The sequence below is a fragment of the Rhizobium sp. CFBP 13726 genome, from assembly GCF_014841925.1.
Lineage (GTDB): Bacteria > Pseudomonadota > Alphaproteobacteria > Rhizobiales > Rhizobiaceae > Neorhizobium > Neorhizobium soli.
On the sequence record NZ_JACYUU010000004.1, the window covers coordinates 348,119 to 363,936 of the forward strand.

Consider the following 15,818-nt stretch of genomic DNA (forward strand, 5'->3'; position numbering starts at 1 on the left):
AGGTGTTGTGCCAAGCCCTTTCGTGCAGGGCAGGTCTGATACCTATCCAGACTGCCGCTGGTCGTCGTCAGTCCGGCGCGACTGACGACGGAGGCCGGATTGTGGCGGCATCGTCGGCCGCTGCATCGTTCTCTCCACCAAACGCGGCATCAGCCTGCTGGTTGACCTTGGTCACATCGTCGCTTTCCTGATCCGACATGTCGGCTGGATGCTCGGAACGCTTCCAGTGATCGTCATGGGACCCTTCAGGACGGCCTTCTTCCTCCCACAGTCTGTAGGCCCGTTCGCGCTGTTCCTGTTCTCTATCGGTCATGGTTGCTCCTCCTAAGTTGCGAAGACATAACCAGCGGACGGGCCCCGGGTTTCCGGGAGGCGGATGACATACAATAAAATTTTTGTCAGCTCGCCGCGCAGGCTCTGCCGGACAGCGATCGTAAGCGATTGACAAAGGCCGTTTCTTTGTCCAACCTTGGCGTCATTCCGAGGGGAGCATCGAACGGTGCTGAGATGGCGGTGAGCCGGACCCTTGAACCTGATCCGGGTCATACCGGCGTAGGAACGGAAACGGCGCAATACCGCACCTCTTTCTTATTCTCCGCTCGCCTGGATCTCCATGATGTCAAGGTCAGGAGATCAGCCATGCTTACGCTCTCGAGAAATCCCCGAATAGGACGAATGCGGTTCGACGGTTTGAACCCGCGTCGCTGACATGCAGTCCCGGTTCGCAGCCCTCGGGCTTTTTCTGCTGCTGGTAGGCTGGCAGCTTGCCGTTCAGGTTTTTTCACCGCCGCGCTATCTTCTGCCGTCACCACTCGCGGTGGTGCAGGCATTGGTGGGTCAGAGCGGCTTCCTCGCCCACCACACGCTCGTCACCCTGAGCGAAATCCTTGCAGGTCTCATCGCAGGCAGCATTTTCGGTGCGGCGGTTGCGTTTCTCGTTGTGGCATTCCCGCGGGCCGGCAGGCTTGCCTGGCCGATCATCCTTATCCTGCAGACCTTTCCGGTCTTCGTGCTGGCACCCATACTGGTGCTCTGGCTCGGTTTCGGCATGGCGTCGAAAGTGATGATGACGACGCTCGTCATCTTCTTCCCGGTCGCCTCCGCCTTCGCAGATGGCCTGAGGCGGACGGAACCAGCGATTCTGGAAGCCGCCGCGCTGACAAGAGCGACGCCCTGGCAGATCCTTGTGAGGCTCAGAACACCGCTTGCGCTGCCGGCGCTCGTGTCCGGTCTGCGCGTCGCCGTGCCGCTCGCGCCGCTGGGTGCCGTGATCGGCGAATGGGTCGGGGCTTCAGCCGGGCTCGGCTTCGTCATGGTTCAGGCGAACGCCCGCATGCAGACCGACACCGTTTTCGCAGCCATGACCATCCTGGCCCTGACCAGCGTCGCGCTGCGCCTCGGTTTCGACCGTCTCGTAAAGGGACGCCCCCATTGGGCGACCGAGACCGAACAACAGACACAGTTATCATCGTGAGGAGAGACGACCACCCATGAAACGCATGCTTCTGGCCTTTGCCATCGCCCTATCCGCCAGCATGAATGCATCCGCAACGCATGCCGCAGAAAAGCTCACCGTCATGCTTGAATGGTTTGTGAACCCGGACCATGCGCCGCTCGTGATTGCCGCCGAAAACGGCTATTTCGAAGACGCCGGCCTCGATGTCGAGCTGGTGCCTCCCGCCGACCCGTCGACGGTGCCACGCCTCGTTGCCGCCGGTCAGGCCGATATCGGCATCCACTACCAACCGAACCTGTATCTCGATCGTGCAGCCGGCCTGCCGCTCAAGCGGATCGGTACCCTCGTCGAAACGCCCTTGAATACGGTGACGGTTCTCGCCGATGGCCCGATCAAGAGCCTCAAGGACCTGCGCGGCAAGAAGGTCGGCTTCTCCGTCACCGGTTTCGAAGACGCGATGCTGAAGCGCATGCTCGAGGGAGAAGGCGTTGCACTTACCGAGGTCCAACTGATCAACGTCAATTTCGCCCTCTCGCCGTCGCTGATCGGCGGCAAGGTCGATGCCACGCTTGGCGGTTTTAGAAACTTCGAACTGACGCAGATGCGGATCGAAGGGCACGAGGGTCGTTCCTTCTTTCCGGAAGAACACGGCGTCCCTGTTTATGACGAGCTGATCTTCGTGACGCGCGACGCGCTTGCGACAGATCCCCGCCTCCCCCGCTTTCTCGAATCCGTCGAGAAGGCTGCGATCTTCCTGACCAATCACCCGGACAATGCCTGGAAGCTGTTCATCAAGGCCTATCCCAACCTCGACGACCAGCTCAATCGGCAGGCGCTCACCGATACGCTGCCACGTTTCGCCAAACGGCCTGCAGCGCTTGATCGCGGCAGATACCAGCGTTTCGGTGAGTTCATGGCAGCGAGCGGCCTCATTCCGCAGGCGCCGCCGGTCGAAGACGTGGCGATCGAAATCCGGTGATGACAATGAACAATTACCCGACGCCGCAACAGGCCGGCGATCTTCTGGCACGTGTGCGGGCCCGGCGCCCACGCGTCCATTGTCTGATGAACACGGTGGTGCAGAAATTCGTCGCCGATGGTCTCACCGCGATCGGCGCCATTCCGTCGATGACCTCCTCCCCGGATGAAATCGTCGGTTTCGTCTCGAAAGCGGATGTCCTCGTCGTCAATCTCGGTACACTGGATGCAGACCGTCGCAAGGTCATCGACCTGGCCGTCGATGTTGCAATTGATCAGGGGAAACCATGGATCCTCGATCCCGTGCATAGCGATTATTCCCCGGTCCGGCTTGAGTTTGCAAAGACATTGATCGCCCGCGGGCCGACGGCCCTTCGCGGCAATAGCGCAGAGATGGCGCTGTTCGGAGACATAGGCGAAAAACTGACAATCGAGACCGGTGCTCACGACCGGCTGACCGATGGCACACGCACCGTCACTGTCCGCAACGGCCATAGATGGATGGCGGATGTCACCGGGACCGGGTGCCTTTCAGGCGGCATCATCGCTGCCTTTCTTGCCATCGAACCGGATGCACTGGCTGCGGCCGCTGCGGCCTTGGCGACGACCGGTGTTGCAGCCGAACAGGCCGCCGAGCACGCGCGCGGCCCCGGCAGTTTCGCCGTTGCTTTCCTGGATGCGCTGTCAGCGCTCACGGCCGAAGAGCTCAGTTTGCACGGAAGGATCGACCATGAAACTTGACTACCGACTGAACCCGATCGTCGATGCCGGTCTTTCCGATATCGGCGATCTCGTGGATCTCGCAGCAATCGCCGCTCGAAACGGCGCGACGCTGATCCAGTACCGCGACAAGACCGCCTCCACCCGGCAGATGATCGACATGGCGATAAGCATCAAGGCTGCCCTCGAAGGCACCGGCGTGCCGCTGGTGGTCAACGACCGTGTCGATGTGGCGCTCGCTTCAGGCGCTGACGGCGTGCATCTGGGTGCTGACGACATGGATGCGGGGACTGCACGGCGGCTGCTCGGCCCCGACGCCATCATCGGTCTCACCGTCAAGACACGTGCCGATGCGGAACGCGCCGGACGAGCGCAGGCCAGCTATGCCTGTATCGGCGGAGTGTTCGAGACCCTGTCGAAACAGAACCCCGATCCTCCGGTCGGCTTTGAGGGCTTTCGGGATCTGCGGGAGCGGTTGCGACAACTAGATCCGACCCTCCCGGTCGGCGCCATCGCGGGCATCGGGCTGGAGCAGGTGCGAAGCGTCATCGACGCCGGTGCTGACGGTGTCGCGGTCATTTCGGCAATCTTCCAGGCACCGGACCCTGCAGACGCCTGCCGCAGTTTTCGGCGCCTTGTCGATGATGCCTTGAGCGAGGGTAAGCAATGACATCAGTTGCCATGACGATTGCCGGTTCCGACAGCGGTGGCGGCGCCGGCGTTCAGGCCGATATCAAGACATTCTCCGCCCTCGACGTCTTCGCCACCAGCGTCATCACGGCGGTGACCGCCCAGAACACGCGGGGCGTAAGCGCCGTCGAGGACATCTCGCCGACAATGATCCGGGAGCAGATGCGCGCAGTGCTTGCCGATATCGGGGTGCATGCGATCAAGATCGGCATGGTGTCCCGCTGCGAAACAATCCTCGCGGTTGCCGAGGGTCTGGCGGACTATCGCGGTCCCGTCGTCCTCGATCCCGTCATGGTCGCGACCTCTGGAGACCGGCTGCTGCGCAAGGATGCAATCTCCGCCCTGATTGCCAGCCTCGTTCCGAAAGCGACGATCGTGACGCCGAACCTGCCTGAAGCTGCACTGCTGACCGGCATGCCCGTTGCCGAAACGCGGTCGGATATGATCCGTCAGGCGGAGGTGATCCTGAACGCCGGGGCCAGCGCCGTGCTGATCAAGGGAGGGCATGGAACCGGCCGCGACAGCATCGATCTCCTCTTCGACCAGTCAGGCGTGACGGAGTTCTCGGCCCCCCGTGTCGATACGAAAAACGACCATGGCACGGGCTGCACGCTTGCCGCAGCCATCACCGCCGGCCTCGCCCGCGGCCTGACGCTGCACGAGGCCGTGGGAGCGGCGAAGACGTACCTCCAGGACGCTCTCATCGCCGGAAAAGCCCTTTCGATCGGCGGCGGGCATGGTCCGGTCCACCACTTCCACAGGTGGTGGCCGGCATGAGCTTGGGAATCGAGGGGCCTGCGAGGGCCGGACGCATGACGCAATTCGCGTCGCGACTGGCCTCGCCGGTTGCCCTCCTCGTCATCTGGCAGATCGCCAGCATGACGGGACTGCTGTCGCCGCGCATTCTTGCCGGACCGAGCAACATCATCGCAACGGCCGGACGCCTCATCGCGTCCGGCGAACTGATCAGCGGTCTGATCGTATCGTCCCTGCGGGTGCTTGCCGGCTTTTCGATAGCGCTCGTCGCCGGGATTGTTCTGGCGCTGATCTCCGGTCTGTCGCGTCTTGGAGAAACGATCATCGACCCACCGATCCAGATGCTGAAGGCCATGCCGTTCCTGGGTCTTCTGCCGCTGTTCATCCTCTGGTTCGGAATCGGCGAGATGCCGAAGATCGGGCTCGTCGCCTTCGGCGCCATCTTTCCGATCTATCTCACCCTTTATGGCGGCATTCGCGGCATTGACAGGAAGCTGATCGAGGCGGGGCAGATGATGGACCTCGGCACGACAAGCATCATTCGCCATATCGTCATTCCTGGCGCCCTGCCCTCGCTGCTCGTGGGCGTCCGATACGGCCTCAGCGTCGCCTGGCTCAGCCTCGTCGTCGGCGAACAGATCAATGCCTCCAGTGGTATCGGATACACGATTTCCTATGCCCGCGACTTTATGCAGACAGATGTCATCGTCGTCTGCCTTCTAGTCTACGCCATCTTAGGCCTGCTGACCGATGGTCTCGTACGCATGATCGAGGCTTATGCGCTGCGCTGGCGTCCGGTGGTGTTCGGTTGATCCCCCTCGTCGACATCAGGCAACTCACCCGCTCGTTTGGCGGCGCGGCCGTTCTCGACGGCATCGACCTCGCCATGGCGCCCGGCGAATTCGTCGCCCTGCTCGGCCGCAGTGGTTCCGGAAAAACCACGCTGCTGCGCATTCTGGCAGGGCTCGATACCTCTCCAGCCGAAAAGCTTCAGCTGACCACCCGCCGTTCAGTGGTTTTCCAGGAACCGCGCCTGCTGCCGTGGAAAAGCGTCATCGACAACGTCGCGCTCGGTCTGCTCCACCCGGATGCGCGAGCGCTGGCGACCCAGGCACTGGAGGAAGTCGGCCTGTCGCACCGGCTCGATGCCTGGCCGCTGACGCTCTCGGGCGGCGAGGCGCAGCGATCGGCGCTTGCGCGGGCGCTGGTCCGCGAACCTCAACTGCTGCTGCTGGACGAACCGTTTGCCTCCCTCGACGCGCTGACCCGGTTGCGAATGCATGAGCTCGTCCTCGCGTTGTGGCGCAAGCATTGCCCGGCCGTGCTGCTCGTCACCCATGATGTCTGGGAAGCCGTCGCCCTTGCCGACCGTATCCTGGTGCTCGACCAGGGACGTTTCGTGCTCGAAATCAAGGTCGATATCGACCGCCCCCGCCGCCGCGACGACCCCAGAACAGGCCGTATCGAAGCGGCGCTTCTGGAGGAGCTCGGCGTCCTTCCCACGCAAGACTGACTTCCGTACCCAAATAGCAGATCGGACTAAGCCATGATCACCAAGCGTATTCTCCTTGCCGCTGTCACCCTCGTCGCTGCCGCAGCCGTGTTCGCCCCCTCTGTGCAGGCAGCCGATCCGGTGGTGCGGATCGGCTGGTTGCGGGGACCCAACGACATCACGCTCGCCAAGTCGCGGGGCACGCTGGAAAAGGCGCTGTCCGAAAAGGGCATCAAGGTCGAGTGGGCCGGCCCCTTCCCGGCGGCGGCACCCGCTTTCGAAGCGCTCAACGCCGGCAGCATCGATATCACGGCCGGCAGCTCGACATCGGCGATTGCAGCCCTTTCCGCAAAAATCCCGCTGGTAATCTTTGCCTATCAGAAGATGGCGCCAGGCTCTGAGGGCATCGTGGCGACGAAGGGTTCCGGCATCGCCGCCATCAAGGACCTCGCCGGCAAAAAGGTGGCAGTGAACCGCGGGGGAACGGGGGAATATCTGCTGATGCGCGGACTGGAGACGAACGGGATTGATCAGACGAGCGTCGAACGCGTCTATCTCAGCCCCAGCGACAGCGGCCCGAGCTTCAGCCAGGGCCATGTCGACGCCTGGGCGACCTGGGATCCGTTCCTGACCATCGCGGAAAAGGCCTATGACGGCACGGTCATCGCCGATGGCGCCGCCATCAGGTCCGACAACGCTGTCGTTCTTGTCGCGAGCCGCGAATTCGCCAAGGACAAGGCCGATCAGCTGCAGCTCGTCTTCGATGTCATCAAAGCGGAAAACGCCTGGGCAGTTGCCAACAAGCCGGAGGCCGGGGCGATCTGGGCGAAGGAAATGATTGTACCGGCAGAACTCGGGGCGAAGATCGGCGAAAACAATGCGGTGCCGACGACAGCCGTTTCGCAATCGGCCGTAAAGCAGATCAACGCCGTCGCTGAGTGGTACGCCAAAAGCGGAATCATTCCGGCAGTGCCCGACATTGCTGACGGCGTCGTTGAGCTGAAGTAAGTCTCGACGGGCTCGCCCGGCCCCTGCGTCGCTCGGGGTCGATTGCCGGCAAAATCGTTGCTGCCCCGTGCGCGATGAAGCCATGCATCGAAAGTCCGTATCAGATGGGAAGATGGCCTCCCGGGAGAAGGCGATATTGCGATCGTTTCACCCGGGAGACCAGGTTTCAGGCCACTTCGCAAATATCGAGGATGGTCAGCATGTAGACGCGGATCATGTCGAGGAAATCGACGATGTCGACACGCTCGTCCGGCATGGTGTTGTAGCGACCACCCGGGCCGCAGACGATGCCTTCCATGCCAAGCTCGTGGTAGAGATGGCCGGCATCTGTGCCATAGAAACGCGTCGGCGTGATCGCGCCGGTCGGCTGCTTCTCCCCGCGGACAGCCTCATAGGCCGCATTGATCGATTTGACGATGCGGCTATCCGGCGAAACTTCGAAGGGCGGCATCAGCGGGCGGCCCTCGATCATTTCTGGAACCAGCTTTGCCTTCAGGCCCGGGAAACGGCCTTCGAGTGCATTCAACTCATCGGCCAGATCGGCGAGAACGCCTTCCTGCGTCTGGCCCGGTGCATAACGGCACGACCCTTTGAGGCGAACGAAATCGGCCACTTGCGGCGGACGCCATTCCTCGAGGTCGCGACCGAGCGCGCCGTGGACGACGCCCACATGGCCGCGGTTGATCGAGCGATGCACATCGCTTCTGGCGCCGCTGAAGGTCATCGCATTGATGCGCGGAATGATATCGCAGGCGGCGGCAATCGCGTCGACGGATTCCTCGCGCTTCGACAGGTGGCGGGTGTCGCCGGTCAGCTCGATGACATAGCTCAGTGCTGCCGCATGCATGGTGACGGCAACGAGATCGCTCGGTTCGCTGTTGATGAAATAGTCGGCCTTCACGCCGCTTTTGATGGCAGCAAGTGTGCCAACGCCGCCCTGCAATTCGCCGACGACGAAGGTCAGGATCACGTCGCCCTTGAGCTTGACGCCCGCCTCGAGCAGCGTCTTCACCGCGCAGAAATAGGCGGCATCGCCGGCCTTCATGTTGGAAACGCCGATACCGTAGATGAATTTGTCGTCGACGAGCCCGGCATAGGGATCGACCGTCCAGCCTTCGGTGACCGGATTGGTATCGAGATGGCCGTTGAACAGCAGGCTCTTGCCGCCGCCTTGGCCTTTCAGGCGACCGATCGTGTTGAACCGCCGACCGTCGTCGAAGGGCTGCAGCTCGGCTTCGACGCCGATCTTTGCAAGCTCAGCCGCCATCCAGCGCGCCAGAACCTTCTCGCCTTCGGTTTCCGAATGGCTCTTGTGCTGAACCATCTTCGACAGAAAATCGAGGCAGGCCTTTTCGTCGATCCGATCCACGAGGGACTTCGGGTCCATTGTCATGCTCCTTGATGCGGTATTACTGGTATTGAGCGGCGGCGCGCGGCACCGCCTCGATCAGGCGGCGGGTGTATTCCGCCCGGTCGGGACTATCGATCTCGGACGCCTTCACCACCTCGATCAGGTCGCCGCGATACATGACGGCGATCCGGTGAGCGATCTGGCGGATCAGGTTGAGATCGTGAGTGATGAACAGGTATGCGGTACCGCTGGCCTTCTGCAGTTCCAGCAGAAGCTCCACGACCGACGCCTGCACCGAGACGTCAAGCGCAGAGGTGATCTCGTCGCAGATGACCAGCTTCGGTTTGGAGGCAAAGGCACGGGCAATCGCCACGCGCTGCTTCTCGCCGCCCGAGAGCTGATGCGGATAGCGGTGTGCGTGGGTGCGCGGCAGGCGCACCTGCTCCAGCATGTCCCCGACCTGTCTCTCAAGATCGCTGGCATCGCCGAACAGTTTCAGCGGACGCGAGAGGATCTCGAAAATCTTCTGTCGCGGATTGAGCGAGGCATCCGGGTGCTGGAAGATGATCTGCACGTCCTTGCGATAGGCATTGTCCATATCGCCGAGATTGCGGATTTCGCGTCCTTCGAACCGGATCTTCCCCTCGAACCGGTTGAGGCCGGTCATGGCCTTTGCAAGCGTCGATTTGCCCGAGCCGGATTCACCGACAATGCCGAGGATTTCTCCAGGACTGATGCTGAGGCTGATCGCATTGTTGCCGGTCACCCGCTCGGTCTTCCTGCCGGTCAGGGCGGAAAGAAACGGCTTGCGACCGAAATGGACGCTGACATTCTCGACCTCGACCAGCGGCTTTTCGGTTGGCGCAAAATCATCGTTCACCAGCCGGCGGGCCGGATCGGGAACCGCGTTGATCAGCTCGCGGGTATAGTCCTGCTGCGGATTGGTGAAGATGTCACGCACCGTGCCCTGCTCGACGATCTCGCCGCGTTTGATGACCGCGACGCGGCCAGCGGTGCGGGCGACAAGCGCAAGGTCGTGGGAGATGTAGAGCGAGGCGACGCCGGTTTCGGCCTGCAGCTCGACGAAGAGATCGAGGATCTGTCGCGAGGTGATGACGTCGAGTGCGGTGGTCGGCTCGTCGAAGATGATGCATTCGGGATTGCAGGCAAACGCCGAGGCGATGACGACGCGCTGCTTTTCGCCACCGGATGCCTCATGCGGCATGCGGTGCATCATCTGGGCCGGCGTCTTCAGGCCGACATGGGCAAGCCGCGCCTCGCCTTCCGTCCACGCCTGCTGCCAGGACAGGCCGCGGTGGCGAACAAGAACCTCGGCCAGCTGTTTGCCGAGCGAGAGGGTCGGATTGAGCGATGTGCTCGGATCCTGGAACACCATGCTGATACGGCGTCCGCGAAACGTTTCCATTTCACGCTCCGCCTTTTCCATCAGATTGTCGGAGCCCAGCAAGATACGTCCGCCGGGCTCGCGGGCGTTCTTCGGAAGGTAGCGCATGATCGACCATGCGAGCGACGTCTTGCCAGACCCGGACTCTCCGACGAGGCCGAGGATCTCGCCACGGTTGATGGCAAGATCGACAGTCTTCAGCGCGTGAAACGGCCCGTTGGCGGTTTCGTAATCGAGCGAATAGTTCTCGATTGTGAGAACAGGGGCGGCGGGCGAAGGGTGTTCGGTATTGGTCATGATTCTCACTTCAGGCCCGCGGATTGAGGGCATCGCGGAGACCGTCGCCCAGAAGGTTGAAACCGACGGCGACGATCGCGATCGCCACGCTCGGCCAGATCAGGATGCCAGCGGAAAGATGCATGTAGCGGCGGGCTTCCGATACCATCAGGCCCCATTCGGCAGCCGGTGGCTGGGCGCCGAGGCCGAGGAAGCTGAGCGTCGCAAACAGCATTACTGCAAAGGACACGCGAATGGTCATCTCGACGATGATCGGCGCAATCACGTTCGGCAGCATTTCGCGGCGGATGATGTAGCCGGCACTTTCGCCCCGCGCGACGGCCGCATTGACATAGTCCTGCTTTCGCACCGACAGCGCAACGCTGCGGGTGATGCGGGCCATGCCCGGCGCAAACGCAATCGCGACAGCGACCAGCGCATTGACGGTGCTGGAGCCGAGAAGATTGACCACCAGAAGTGCAAACAGCAAGCTCGGTATCGACATGACCGCATCGATGGTGCGCATGATCAACTCGTCCGCACGACCGCCGAGGAAGGCGGATGCGGTTCCGATCAGCGCCCCGATCAGGGTACCGACGATGGTGGCGAGAACGGCCATGACGACGGTTGCCCGCGCTCCGATCAGAAGCCTGCTGAAAATGTCGCGACCATACTGATCGGTGCCGAGCCAGTAGGTGAGGCTCGGACCTTTATAGCGGGCAAGAGGCGACAGCTTTTCCGGATCGTGCGGCGCGACCAGAGGACCGAAGACGACGACTAGCAGCACGAACACGACGAGGAAAATTCCGATCGCGCCCTGCGGCGTCTTCAACAGACGTTTCGTGAAATCAATCATACTGGATCCTCTTGTCGAGCCAGGCATAGAGGATGTCGGCGATGAAATTGACGATCGAATAGGTGGCAGCCATGATCAGTACGCCGGCCTGGATCGCCGGCAAGTCGCGGGCCTGGATGGCGACGATCAGCTGGCGTCCGATGCCCGGAATGGCAAAGATCTCTTCCACGACGATGACGCCGCCCAGAAGATAACCGACATCGAGCGCGACAATGGTGATGGTGGGAAGAAGCGCGTTGCGCAGCGCATGGCGGCGCAGAACCTGTCCACGGGAAATGCCCTTCAGCCGGGCGGCGCGGATATAGTCGGTATGCAGCACGTCCACCAGTTCGGACCGAACCATGCGCGAAACATGGGCAATTAGGATGATCGAGATGACGCAGACGGGCAGGACGAGATGGGCGATCCCGCGGGAAAAGTCCTCGGTCAGCGGCACGTAACCGGTCGGCGGCAGCCACTTCAGCCAGTCGGCGAAGAACAGCACGGCGACAGTTGCCGTCACGAATTCCGGAAGTGCGACGCCCGCATAGGAGATCAGGCTCACCACCATGTCGGCGACCTTGCCGCGGCGGATGGCGGCGATAATGCCGAGCGGGATCGCGAGAACCAGCATCAGGCCGATCGACAGGAAGGCCAGAAGCAGCGAACGACCGAGCGCTTCGAACATGACCGGACCCACCGGCTGGCCGGTGCGCAGCGAAGTTCCGAGATCCCCCTGAACCACGTGCCACAGCCAGGTAAGATACTGCTGCCAGATCGGCGCGTTCAGGCCCATGGTTGCGCGCAGCGCGTCGAGCGCTTCCTGGGTCGCGTTTTCGCCCAACATCATGACGGCCGCGTCGGCCGGCAGGACCTGGGTTATGGCAAAGACGATCAGCGACACGACGAACAGCGTGTAGACGATCATCACCAGCCGCTTGGCTATGTAATTCGGAGACAGGGTCGTGTTCCTCGTACAAGAGAGGCGGACGCCCGGTGGCGTCCGGCAGGTTTTAAGATCAGCCGCGCTTCGGTGCGTCTGCTGTCAGCGAGACATAGTCGAGACGGAAAACGGATGCGCGCGGATGCGCCTCGTAACCGGAAACCCAGCTGCGCTTGGCCGACAGCACGTCGAAGAAGGACGGGATGATCGAGGGAACCTCCTCGTTCATGATCTCCTGCGCCTTTGTGTAGAGCTCGGTCCGCTTGTCGGTGTCGATCGTTCCGCGCGCTTCGTTGACCAGGGCATCGAAGGCCTTGTTGTTCCAGCGCGTCTCGTTCCAGGAGGCATCCGACGTGTAGAGCAGCTTGAAGATGCCGTCAGGGGTGGGCTGCATGTTGTAGAAGCCGACGTAGAACGCACCCTTTTTCCAGACCTGCTCGAGGTAGGTCGCATGCGGCATCGTCTGCACGTTGATGGTGATGCCGACTTCCTTGGCCATTTCCTTCAGCGCGACGGCAAGCTGCGTGCGGACCGCGGGGCGGTCGGAGGCGACAAGGGTGGCTTCGAAACCGTTCGGGAACCCGGCTTCTGCAAGCAGCTTCTTGGCTTCCTCGATGTTCTGCTCGCGCTGCTTCACGCCCTTGAAGAACTGGTAGGAGCCGTTGAGCGGCGTGTCGTTACCCTGCGTTCCGAAACCTTCGGTGACGAAACCGACCATTGCTTCCCGGTCGACAGTCAGTGCGATGGCGCGGCGAACGCGAGGATCATTGAACGGCGCCGTATCGCAACCGAAGTTGATGTTGCAGAACTGGCCGGACGGCGTGCGCAGCACATCGACGCCATCGCTGCCGTCGAGGCGCAGATATTCGGTCGGCTGGATGGTGGAGACGATGTCGACATCGCCAGACATCATCGCGGAACCTTCAGCGGAAATGTCCGGGAAGACCTGCACTTCGACGCGGTCGAGATAGGGGCGAGCCGGGTCGTAATATTTCTCGTTGCGCTCGACGACGATCAGGCGATCGGGCTCATAGGAGACCAGCTTGAACGGACCCGTACCGACGGCCTTGGTCGACAGACTCTTGAGGTCGCCGGTGGCGATCGATGCCGGAATGATGCGGGCGCTTGTATAGGCCATGGAGACGGGAAGGTCGGCATAGGCGCCGGTCAGCTTGAACATGACGGTTGCGTCGTCGACGGCGACGATATCGGCGATCGGGCCAACATTGTTGCGGCCGGGGGATGCTGTCGCCGGATCAAGGATTGCCTTGAAGGTTGCGACGACGTCCTTGGCCGTGAACGGCGAGCCATCATGGAAGGTAACGCCGGTGCGCAGCTTGAACGTCCACTCGGTGAGCGCCTCGTTCGGTGTCCAGCTTTCGGCCAGATCCGGCTCGACCGACATGTCGACCTTGAGACGGGTGAGGTTGCTGTAGAGCAGCTCGGTCACCAGGTATTCCGGGTTGACGCGGGTCAGAAGCGGGTGGATGACGCTGACGGCCTGGTCGACGGAGATCTTCAGCGTACCGCCCTTGGCCGGTGCTGCGGCTTGGGCAAAGCCCAGCGATGGCGTTGCGAGAATGGCGGCGGTGCCGGCCAGGAAGAAGCGGCGTTTCATTTCCAGCATGTTTATCGTTCCCTTTATGCTTCGATGCTGCTTGGTATGGTTATATGCGACTTTCGGGCATGGCCTCGGCAGCGAAATCCGCCGCGAGATAGGCGAGAATGCTTTTTGCGAGTGCGATGATGTCCTGTCGGGTCGTGTGCTCTTCCGGGCTGTGGATGCAGCTTTCCGGGCGGCCGAGGCCACCGAGCAATACTTCAGGGCCAAAGCCGGCCTTCTGGACATAGCCGAAGTCCGAACAGCTGGCGGCGCCCCATTTCTGAAAATCGTTCGGCTTGTATCCGAAGCCGAGCGAAAGCGCCTGTTGCCAGCGCGGCCAGTGCGGGCCATCGGGATCGTCGGTCGGGATCAGATGACCGACAAGATCGACTTTGAGCCCGAGCTCTGTCCCTTCGATGCAATTTCGGATCGTCGCTTCGATCTCGGCGCGTGCGTCCTCATAGCTTTCCTCCGGGGCATATCGACGGCTGACGAGGATCTTCACCTCGGCCGGAACCTGCCCGCCCGCTGTGCCGCCGTTGACGGCGGATATGGTCAGCTGTGGCCGCAGCGGCCCGGTTGCATGCGGCGGCGGCGCGAGCTTGGATGCGCGTTTGGCCACGTCAGGCTTTAGCGCTGCGAGCGCATTCAGAACTGGCAGGGCGCCCTCGATGGCATTCACACCCGCGCCGGTGCGATTGCCCTCGCCGGCATGGACCGCATGGCCCGTAATCGTGACCTGCAGGTTGAAGATCCCGAAGCAGCCCGCCCAGATGCGTGGCGCGGCCGTTCCGTTGAAATTGAGGATATGCCCCTTGAGCATGCCCTGTTCCGCGAGATAGCGGATGCCGGGATAGAGACCGCCTTCTTCATCCGTACACAGGAGCAGCATCGGATCGTAAGCGAGAGAAACGCCGCATTCGCGTGCCGCCCGAAGCGCCAGAAGCGTCGCAGCGATCGTGCCCTTCATGTCGGCAGCACCAAGCCCGAAAAGGTCATCGCCTTCAACCGTCAGCTTCAGCGGATCGCGGCTCCAGCCCGGAGCAACCGGAACCGTATCGACATGATAGTAGAGACCGCAGACAGGCCTGTCCGTTTCGCGGCTTGCAACGAGATTGATGCGTTCGCCTGAAGCCGGCCCGCCCTCGACATGCCAGAGGTCGTGAGGCACCGTCACGCGCTCGAATTCGAAGCCGAGCGGCATCAGCAACTCGGTCATCAGATCGGCAAACGCGCCATAGCCTTCGCCCGGCGGAAAGGTGGTGTCGACCGCAACCATCCGTGCAAGATCCTGCACGGCCATCTCGACATCGCGGTCAATCGCTGCCATGGCAGACGTCAGGGGCTCAGAAGTGGTGCCTGGTTGCTGTAGGCTCATCTCGGTCGTCCTCCGCATTCCGGCAGCCTTCACAACTCGGCCCATTAATATAAACTATATAGTAATACAGCGTAGATCGGCATCACGTGTCAACTCCAAAGAAGAGGCAATTCATTGCCTGATAATTCAGCAAATGCCGCCCGACTGAGCGACCTGTCTCTGCCTCTCTATGAGGTCGTGAAACGACAGATCACCGAGGCGATCATGATCGGCGCCCTGGAACCCGGCTCCGTGCTGCCGAGCGAGATCGCCCTGGCGCAAACCTATGGCGTTGCTGTCGGAACGATTCGACGCGCCCTGATGGATCTCACCAACGACGGACTTTTGAGCCGACGCCGCAAGACCGGGACCGTCGTGACCGGACGCAAACCGCAGCACGGATTGCGCCTGTTCTTCCAGTATTTTCGTCTTCACGGGCTGGACGGCTCGCTGAGCAAATCCGTTACCAAGGTCACGTCGCTGGAATTGGGTGAGGCTTCGGACGAAACAGCTGCGAAGCTGCAGATTGAAACGGGCCGGCCGATCGTGCATTTCCACCGCGTCCGCTATATCGACGACCGGCCAATCATGCACGAAACATTGACGCTGCCGCGCGAGCGCGTCCCCGGCTTTCCGCAGAAGCAGGAGGACATCCCGCCGCTCTTCTATCTGCATCTCCTGGAAAACTACGGGATCCGGATTTCGGCGATCCGTGAACAGATCGGCGCGGACCTGGCATCGGAGGATGATGCACGCTGGCTGAACCTGACGCTTCCAGCCGCAGTCATGACGATCGACGAAGTGGCCTACGACCAGATGGCCGTGCCGGTGCTCATCTCTGCGCACCGGGCGACGACTGCGGACCACCGCTACGTCAACGAGATACAGTAAGCGCGCGATCAAGCTTCAACACTGAAGCGATGAGCTTCGCTACATTAGCGCAACGTC

At 61.8% G+C, this 15,818-nt stretch carries 16 protein-coding genes and 1 riboswitch; of the genes, 9 read left to right on the forward strand and 7 right to left on the reverse strand.

The annotated features are described in order from the left end of the window. Positions 1–67: 67 nt before the first annotated feature. Positions 68–313: a DUF2934 domain-containing protein gene (locus IFT66_RS18395; protein WP_062459613.1), complete on the reverse strand. Its 246-nt coding sequence runs from the start codon at positions 311–313 to the stop codon at positions 68–70. A 160-nt stretch (positions 314–473) separates the two neighbouring features. After that, a riboswitch (TPP riboswitch) is annotated at positions 474–576 on the forward strand. Between the two features lie 133 nt (positions 577–709). Here IFT66_RS18395 and IFT66_RS18400 point away from each other — a divergent pair. Genes IFT66_RS18400 through IFT66_RS18435 form a run of 8 tightly spaced genes read left to right on the forward strand, consistent with a single transcriptional unit; the run spans position 710 to position 7,100 of the window. Continuing rightward, positions 710–1,474, forward strand: coding sequence for an ABC transporter permease (locus tag IFT66_RS18400; protein ID WP_192078464.1), 765 nt, complete (start codon positions 710–712; stop codon positions 1,472–1,474). A gap of 16 nt (positions 1,475–1,490) precedes the next feature. After that, a complete protein-coding gene (locus IFT66_RS18405) occupies positions 1,491–2,435 on the forward strand; it encodes an ABC transporter substrate-binding protein (protein ID WP_192078465.1) in 945 nt (314 codons plus the stop codon). Then, entirely contained in the window at positions 2,435–3,175 is a 741-nt protein-coding gene (locus tag IFT66_RS18410; protein WP_174197679.1) for a hydroxyethylthiazole kinase, read from the forward strand. Before IFT66_RS18405 ends, IFT66_RS18410 begins: the two co-directional genes overlap by 1 nt. Further along, a complete protein-coding gene (gene thiE / locus IFT66_RS18415) occupies positions 3,165–3,824 on the forward strand; it encodes a thiamine phosphate synthase (protein ID WP_192078466.1) in 660 nt (219 codons plus the stop codon). Before IFT66_RS18410 ends, thiE begins: the two co-directional genes overlap by 11 nt. Then, positions 3,821–4,621 carry a bifunctional hydroxymethylpyrimidine kinase/phosphomethylpyrimidine kinase gene (gene thiD, locus IFT66_RS18420; protein WP_192078467.1) on the forward strand — a complete coding sequence of 267 codons (801 nt, stop codon included), beginning with the start codon at positions 3,821–3,823 and terminating at the stop codon, positions 4,619–4,621. Before thiE ends, thiD begins: the two co-directional genes overlap by 4 nt. A 35-nt stretch (positions 4,622–4,656) precedes the next feature. Continuing rightward, the gene (locus IFT66_RS18425; RefSeq protein WP_113111492.1) at positions 4,657–5,412 is read left to right on the forward strand and encodes an ABC transporter permease subunit; all 756 of its coding nucleotides are present in this window, start codon (positions 4,657–4,659) and stop codon (positions 5,410–5,412) included. Further along, positions 5,409–6,113 carry an ABC transporter ATP-binding protein gene (locus IFT66_RS18430; protein ID WP_092663110.1) on the forward strand — a complete coding sequence of 235 codons (705 nt, stop codon included), beginning with the start codon at positions 5,409–5,411 and terminating at the stop codon, positions 6,111–6,113. The genes IFT66_RS18425 and IFT66_RS18430 overlap by 4 nt, the downstream gene beginning before the upstream one ends. Before the next feature lie 33 nt (positions 6,114–6,146). Beyond that, on the forward strand, positions 6,147–7,100 hold the full coding sequence (locus IFT66_RS18435; protein ID WP_192078468.1) for an aliphatic sulfonate ABC transporter substrate-binding protein: 954 nt from the start codon (positions 6,147–6,149) through the stop codon (positions 7,098–7,100). A 166-nt stretch (positions 7,101–7,266) separates the two neighbouring features. On the opposite strand, the gene IFT66_RS18440 is transcribed toward IFT66_RS18435, so the two are convergent. From IFT66_RS18440 to IFT66_RS18465, 6 genes are read right to left on the reverse strand one after another with little or no spacing between them, the layout of a single operon-like run. Next, positions 7,267–8,487: a M20 family metallopeptidase gene (locus IFT66_RS18440; protein ID WP_192078469.1), complete on the reverse strand. Its 1,221-nt coding sequence runs from the start codon at positions 8,485–8,487 to the stop codon at positions 7,267–7,269. Between the two features lie 22 nt (positions 8,488–8,509). Next, on the reverse strand, positions 8,510–10,153 hold the full coding sequence (gene nikE, locus IFT66_RS18445; RefSeq protein ID WP_192078470.1) for a nickel ABC transporter ATP-binding protein NikE: 1,644 nt from the start codon (positions 10,151–10,153) through the stop codon (positions 8,510–8,512). A gap of 10 nt (positions 10,154–10,163) precedes the next feature. After that, positions 10,164–10,988, reverse strand: coding sequence for an ABC transporter permease (locus IFT66_RS18450; RefSeq protein WP_062459577.1), 825 nt, complete (start codon positions 10,986–10,988; stop codon positions 10,164–10,166). Continuing rightward, positions 10,981–11,928, reverse strand: coding sequence for an ABC transporter permease (locus IFT66_RS18455; RefSeq protein WP_092663122.1), 948 nt, complete (start codon positions 11,926–11,928; stop codon positions 10,981–10,983). Before IFT66_RS18455 ends, IFT66_RS18450 begins: the two co-directional genes overlap by 8 nt. A gap of 58 nt (positions 11,929–11,986) precedes the next feature. After that, entirely contained in the window at positions 11,987–13,537 is a 1,551-nt protein-coding gene (locus IFT66_RS18460) for an ABC transporter substrate-binding protein (protein ID WP_192078471.1), read from the reverse strand. A gap of 40 nt (positions 13,538–13,577) precedes the next feature. Then, entirely contained in the window at positions 13,578–14,843 is a 1,266-nt protein-coding gene (locus tag IFT66_RS18465; RefSeq protein ID WP_249406495.1) for a M20 family metallopeptidase, read from the reverse strand. A 162-nt stretch (positions 14,844–15,005) separates the two neighbouring features. On the opposite strand from IFT66_RS18465, the gene IFT66_RS18470 reads away from it, so the two are divergent. Then, positions 15,006–15,761 (forward strand): GntR family transcriptional regulator, encoded by a 756-nt coding sequence (locus IFT66_RS18470; protein WP_192078473.1) that lies wholly within the window; start codon positions 15,006–15,008, stop codon positions 15,759–15,761. Positions 15,762–15,818 lie beyond the last annotated feature (57 nt).

Bases quoted from the DNA above. Each gene is read 5' to 3' on its own strand.
- IFT66_RS18395 (WP_062459613.1), bottom strand. From the start codon at position 313: ATGACCGATAGAGAACAGGAACAGCGCGAACGGGCCTACAGACTGTGG.
- IFT66_RS18400 (WP_192078464.1), top strand. From the start codon at position 710: ATGCAGTCCCGGTTCGCAGCCCTCGGGCTTTTTCTGCTGCTGGTAGGC.
- IFT66_RS18405 (WP_192078465.1), top strand. From the start codon at position 1,491: ATGAAACGCATGCTTCTGGCCTTTGCCATCGCCCTATCCGCCAGCATG.
- IFT66_RS18410 (WP_174197679.1), top strand. From the start codon at position 2,435: ATGACAATGAACAATTACCCGACGCCGCAACAGGCCGGCGATCTTCTG.
- thiE (WP_192078466.1), top strand. From the start codon at position 3,165: ATGAAACTTGACTACCGACTGAACCCGATCGTCGATGCCGGTCTTTCC.
- thiD (WP_192078467.1), top strand. From the start codon at position 3,821: ATGACATCAGTTGCCATGACGATTGCCGGTTCCGACAGCGGTGGCGGC.
- IFT66_RS18425 (WP_113111492.1), top strand. From the start codon at position 4,657: ATGACGCAATTCGCGTCGCGACTGGCCTCGCCGGTTGCCCTCCTCGTC.
- IFT66_RS18435 (WP_192078468.1), top strand. From the start codon at position 6,147: ATGATCACCAAGCGTATTCTCCTTGCCGCTGTCACCCTCGTCGCTGCC.
- IFT66_RS18440 (WP_192078469.1), bottom strand. From the start codon at position 8,487: ATGGACCCGAAGTCCCTCGTGGATCGGATCGACGAAAAGGCCTGCCTC.
- nikE (WP_192078470.1), bottom strand. From the start codon at position 10,153: ATGACCAATACCGAACACCCTTCGCCCGCCGCCCCTGTTCTCACAATC.
- IFT66_RS18450 (WP_062459577.1), bottom strand. From the start codon at position 10,988: ATGATTGATTTCACGAAACGTCTGTTGAAGACGCCGCAGGGCGCGATC.
- IFT66_RS18460 (WP_192078471.1), bottom strand. From the start codon at position 13,537: ATGCTGGAAATGAAACGCCGCTTCTTCCTGGCCGGCACCGCCGCCATT.
- IFT66_RS18465 (WP_249406495.1), bottom strand. From the start codon at position 14,843: ATGGCAGCGATTGACCGCGATGTCGAGATGGCCGTGCAGGATCTTGCA.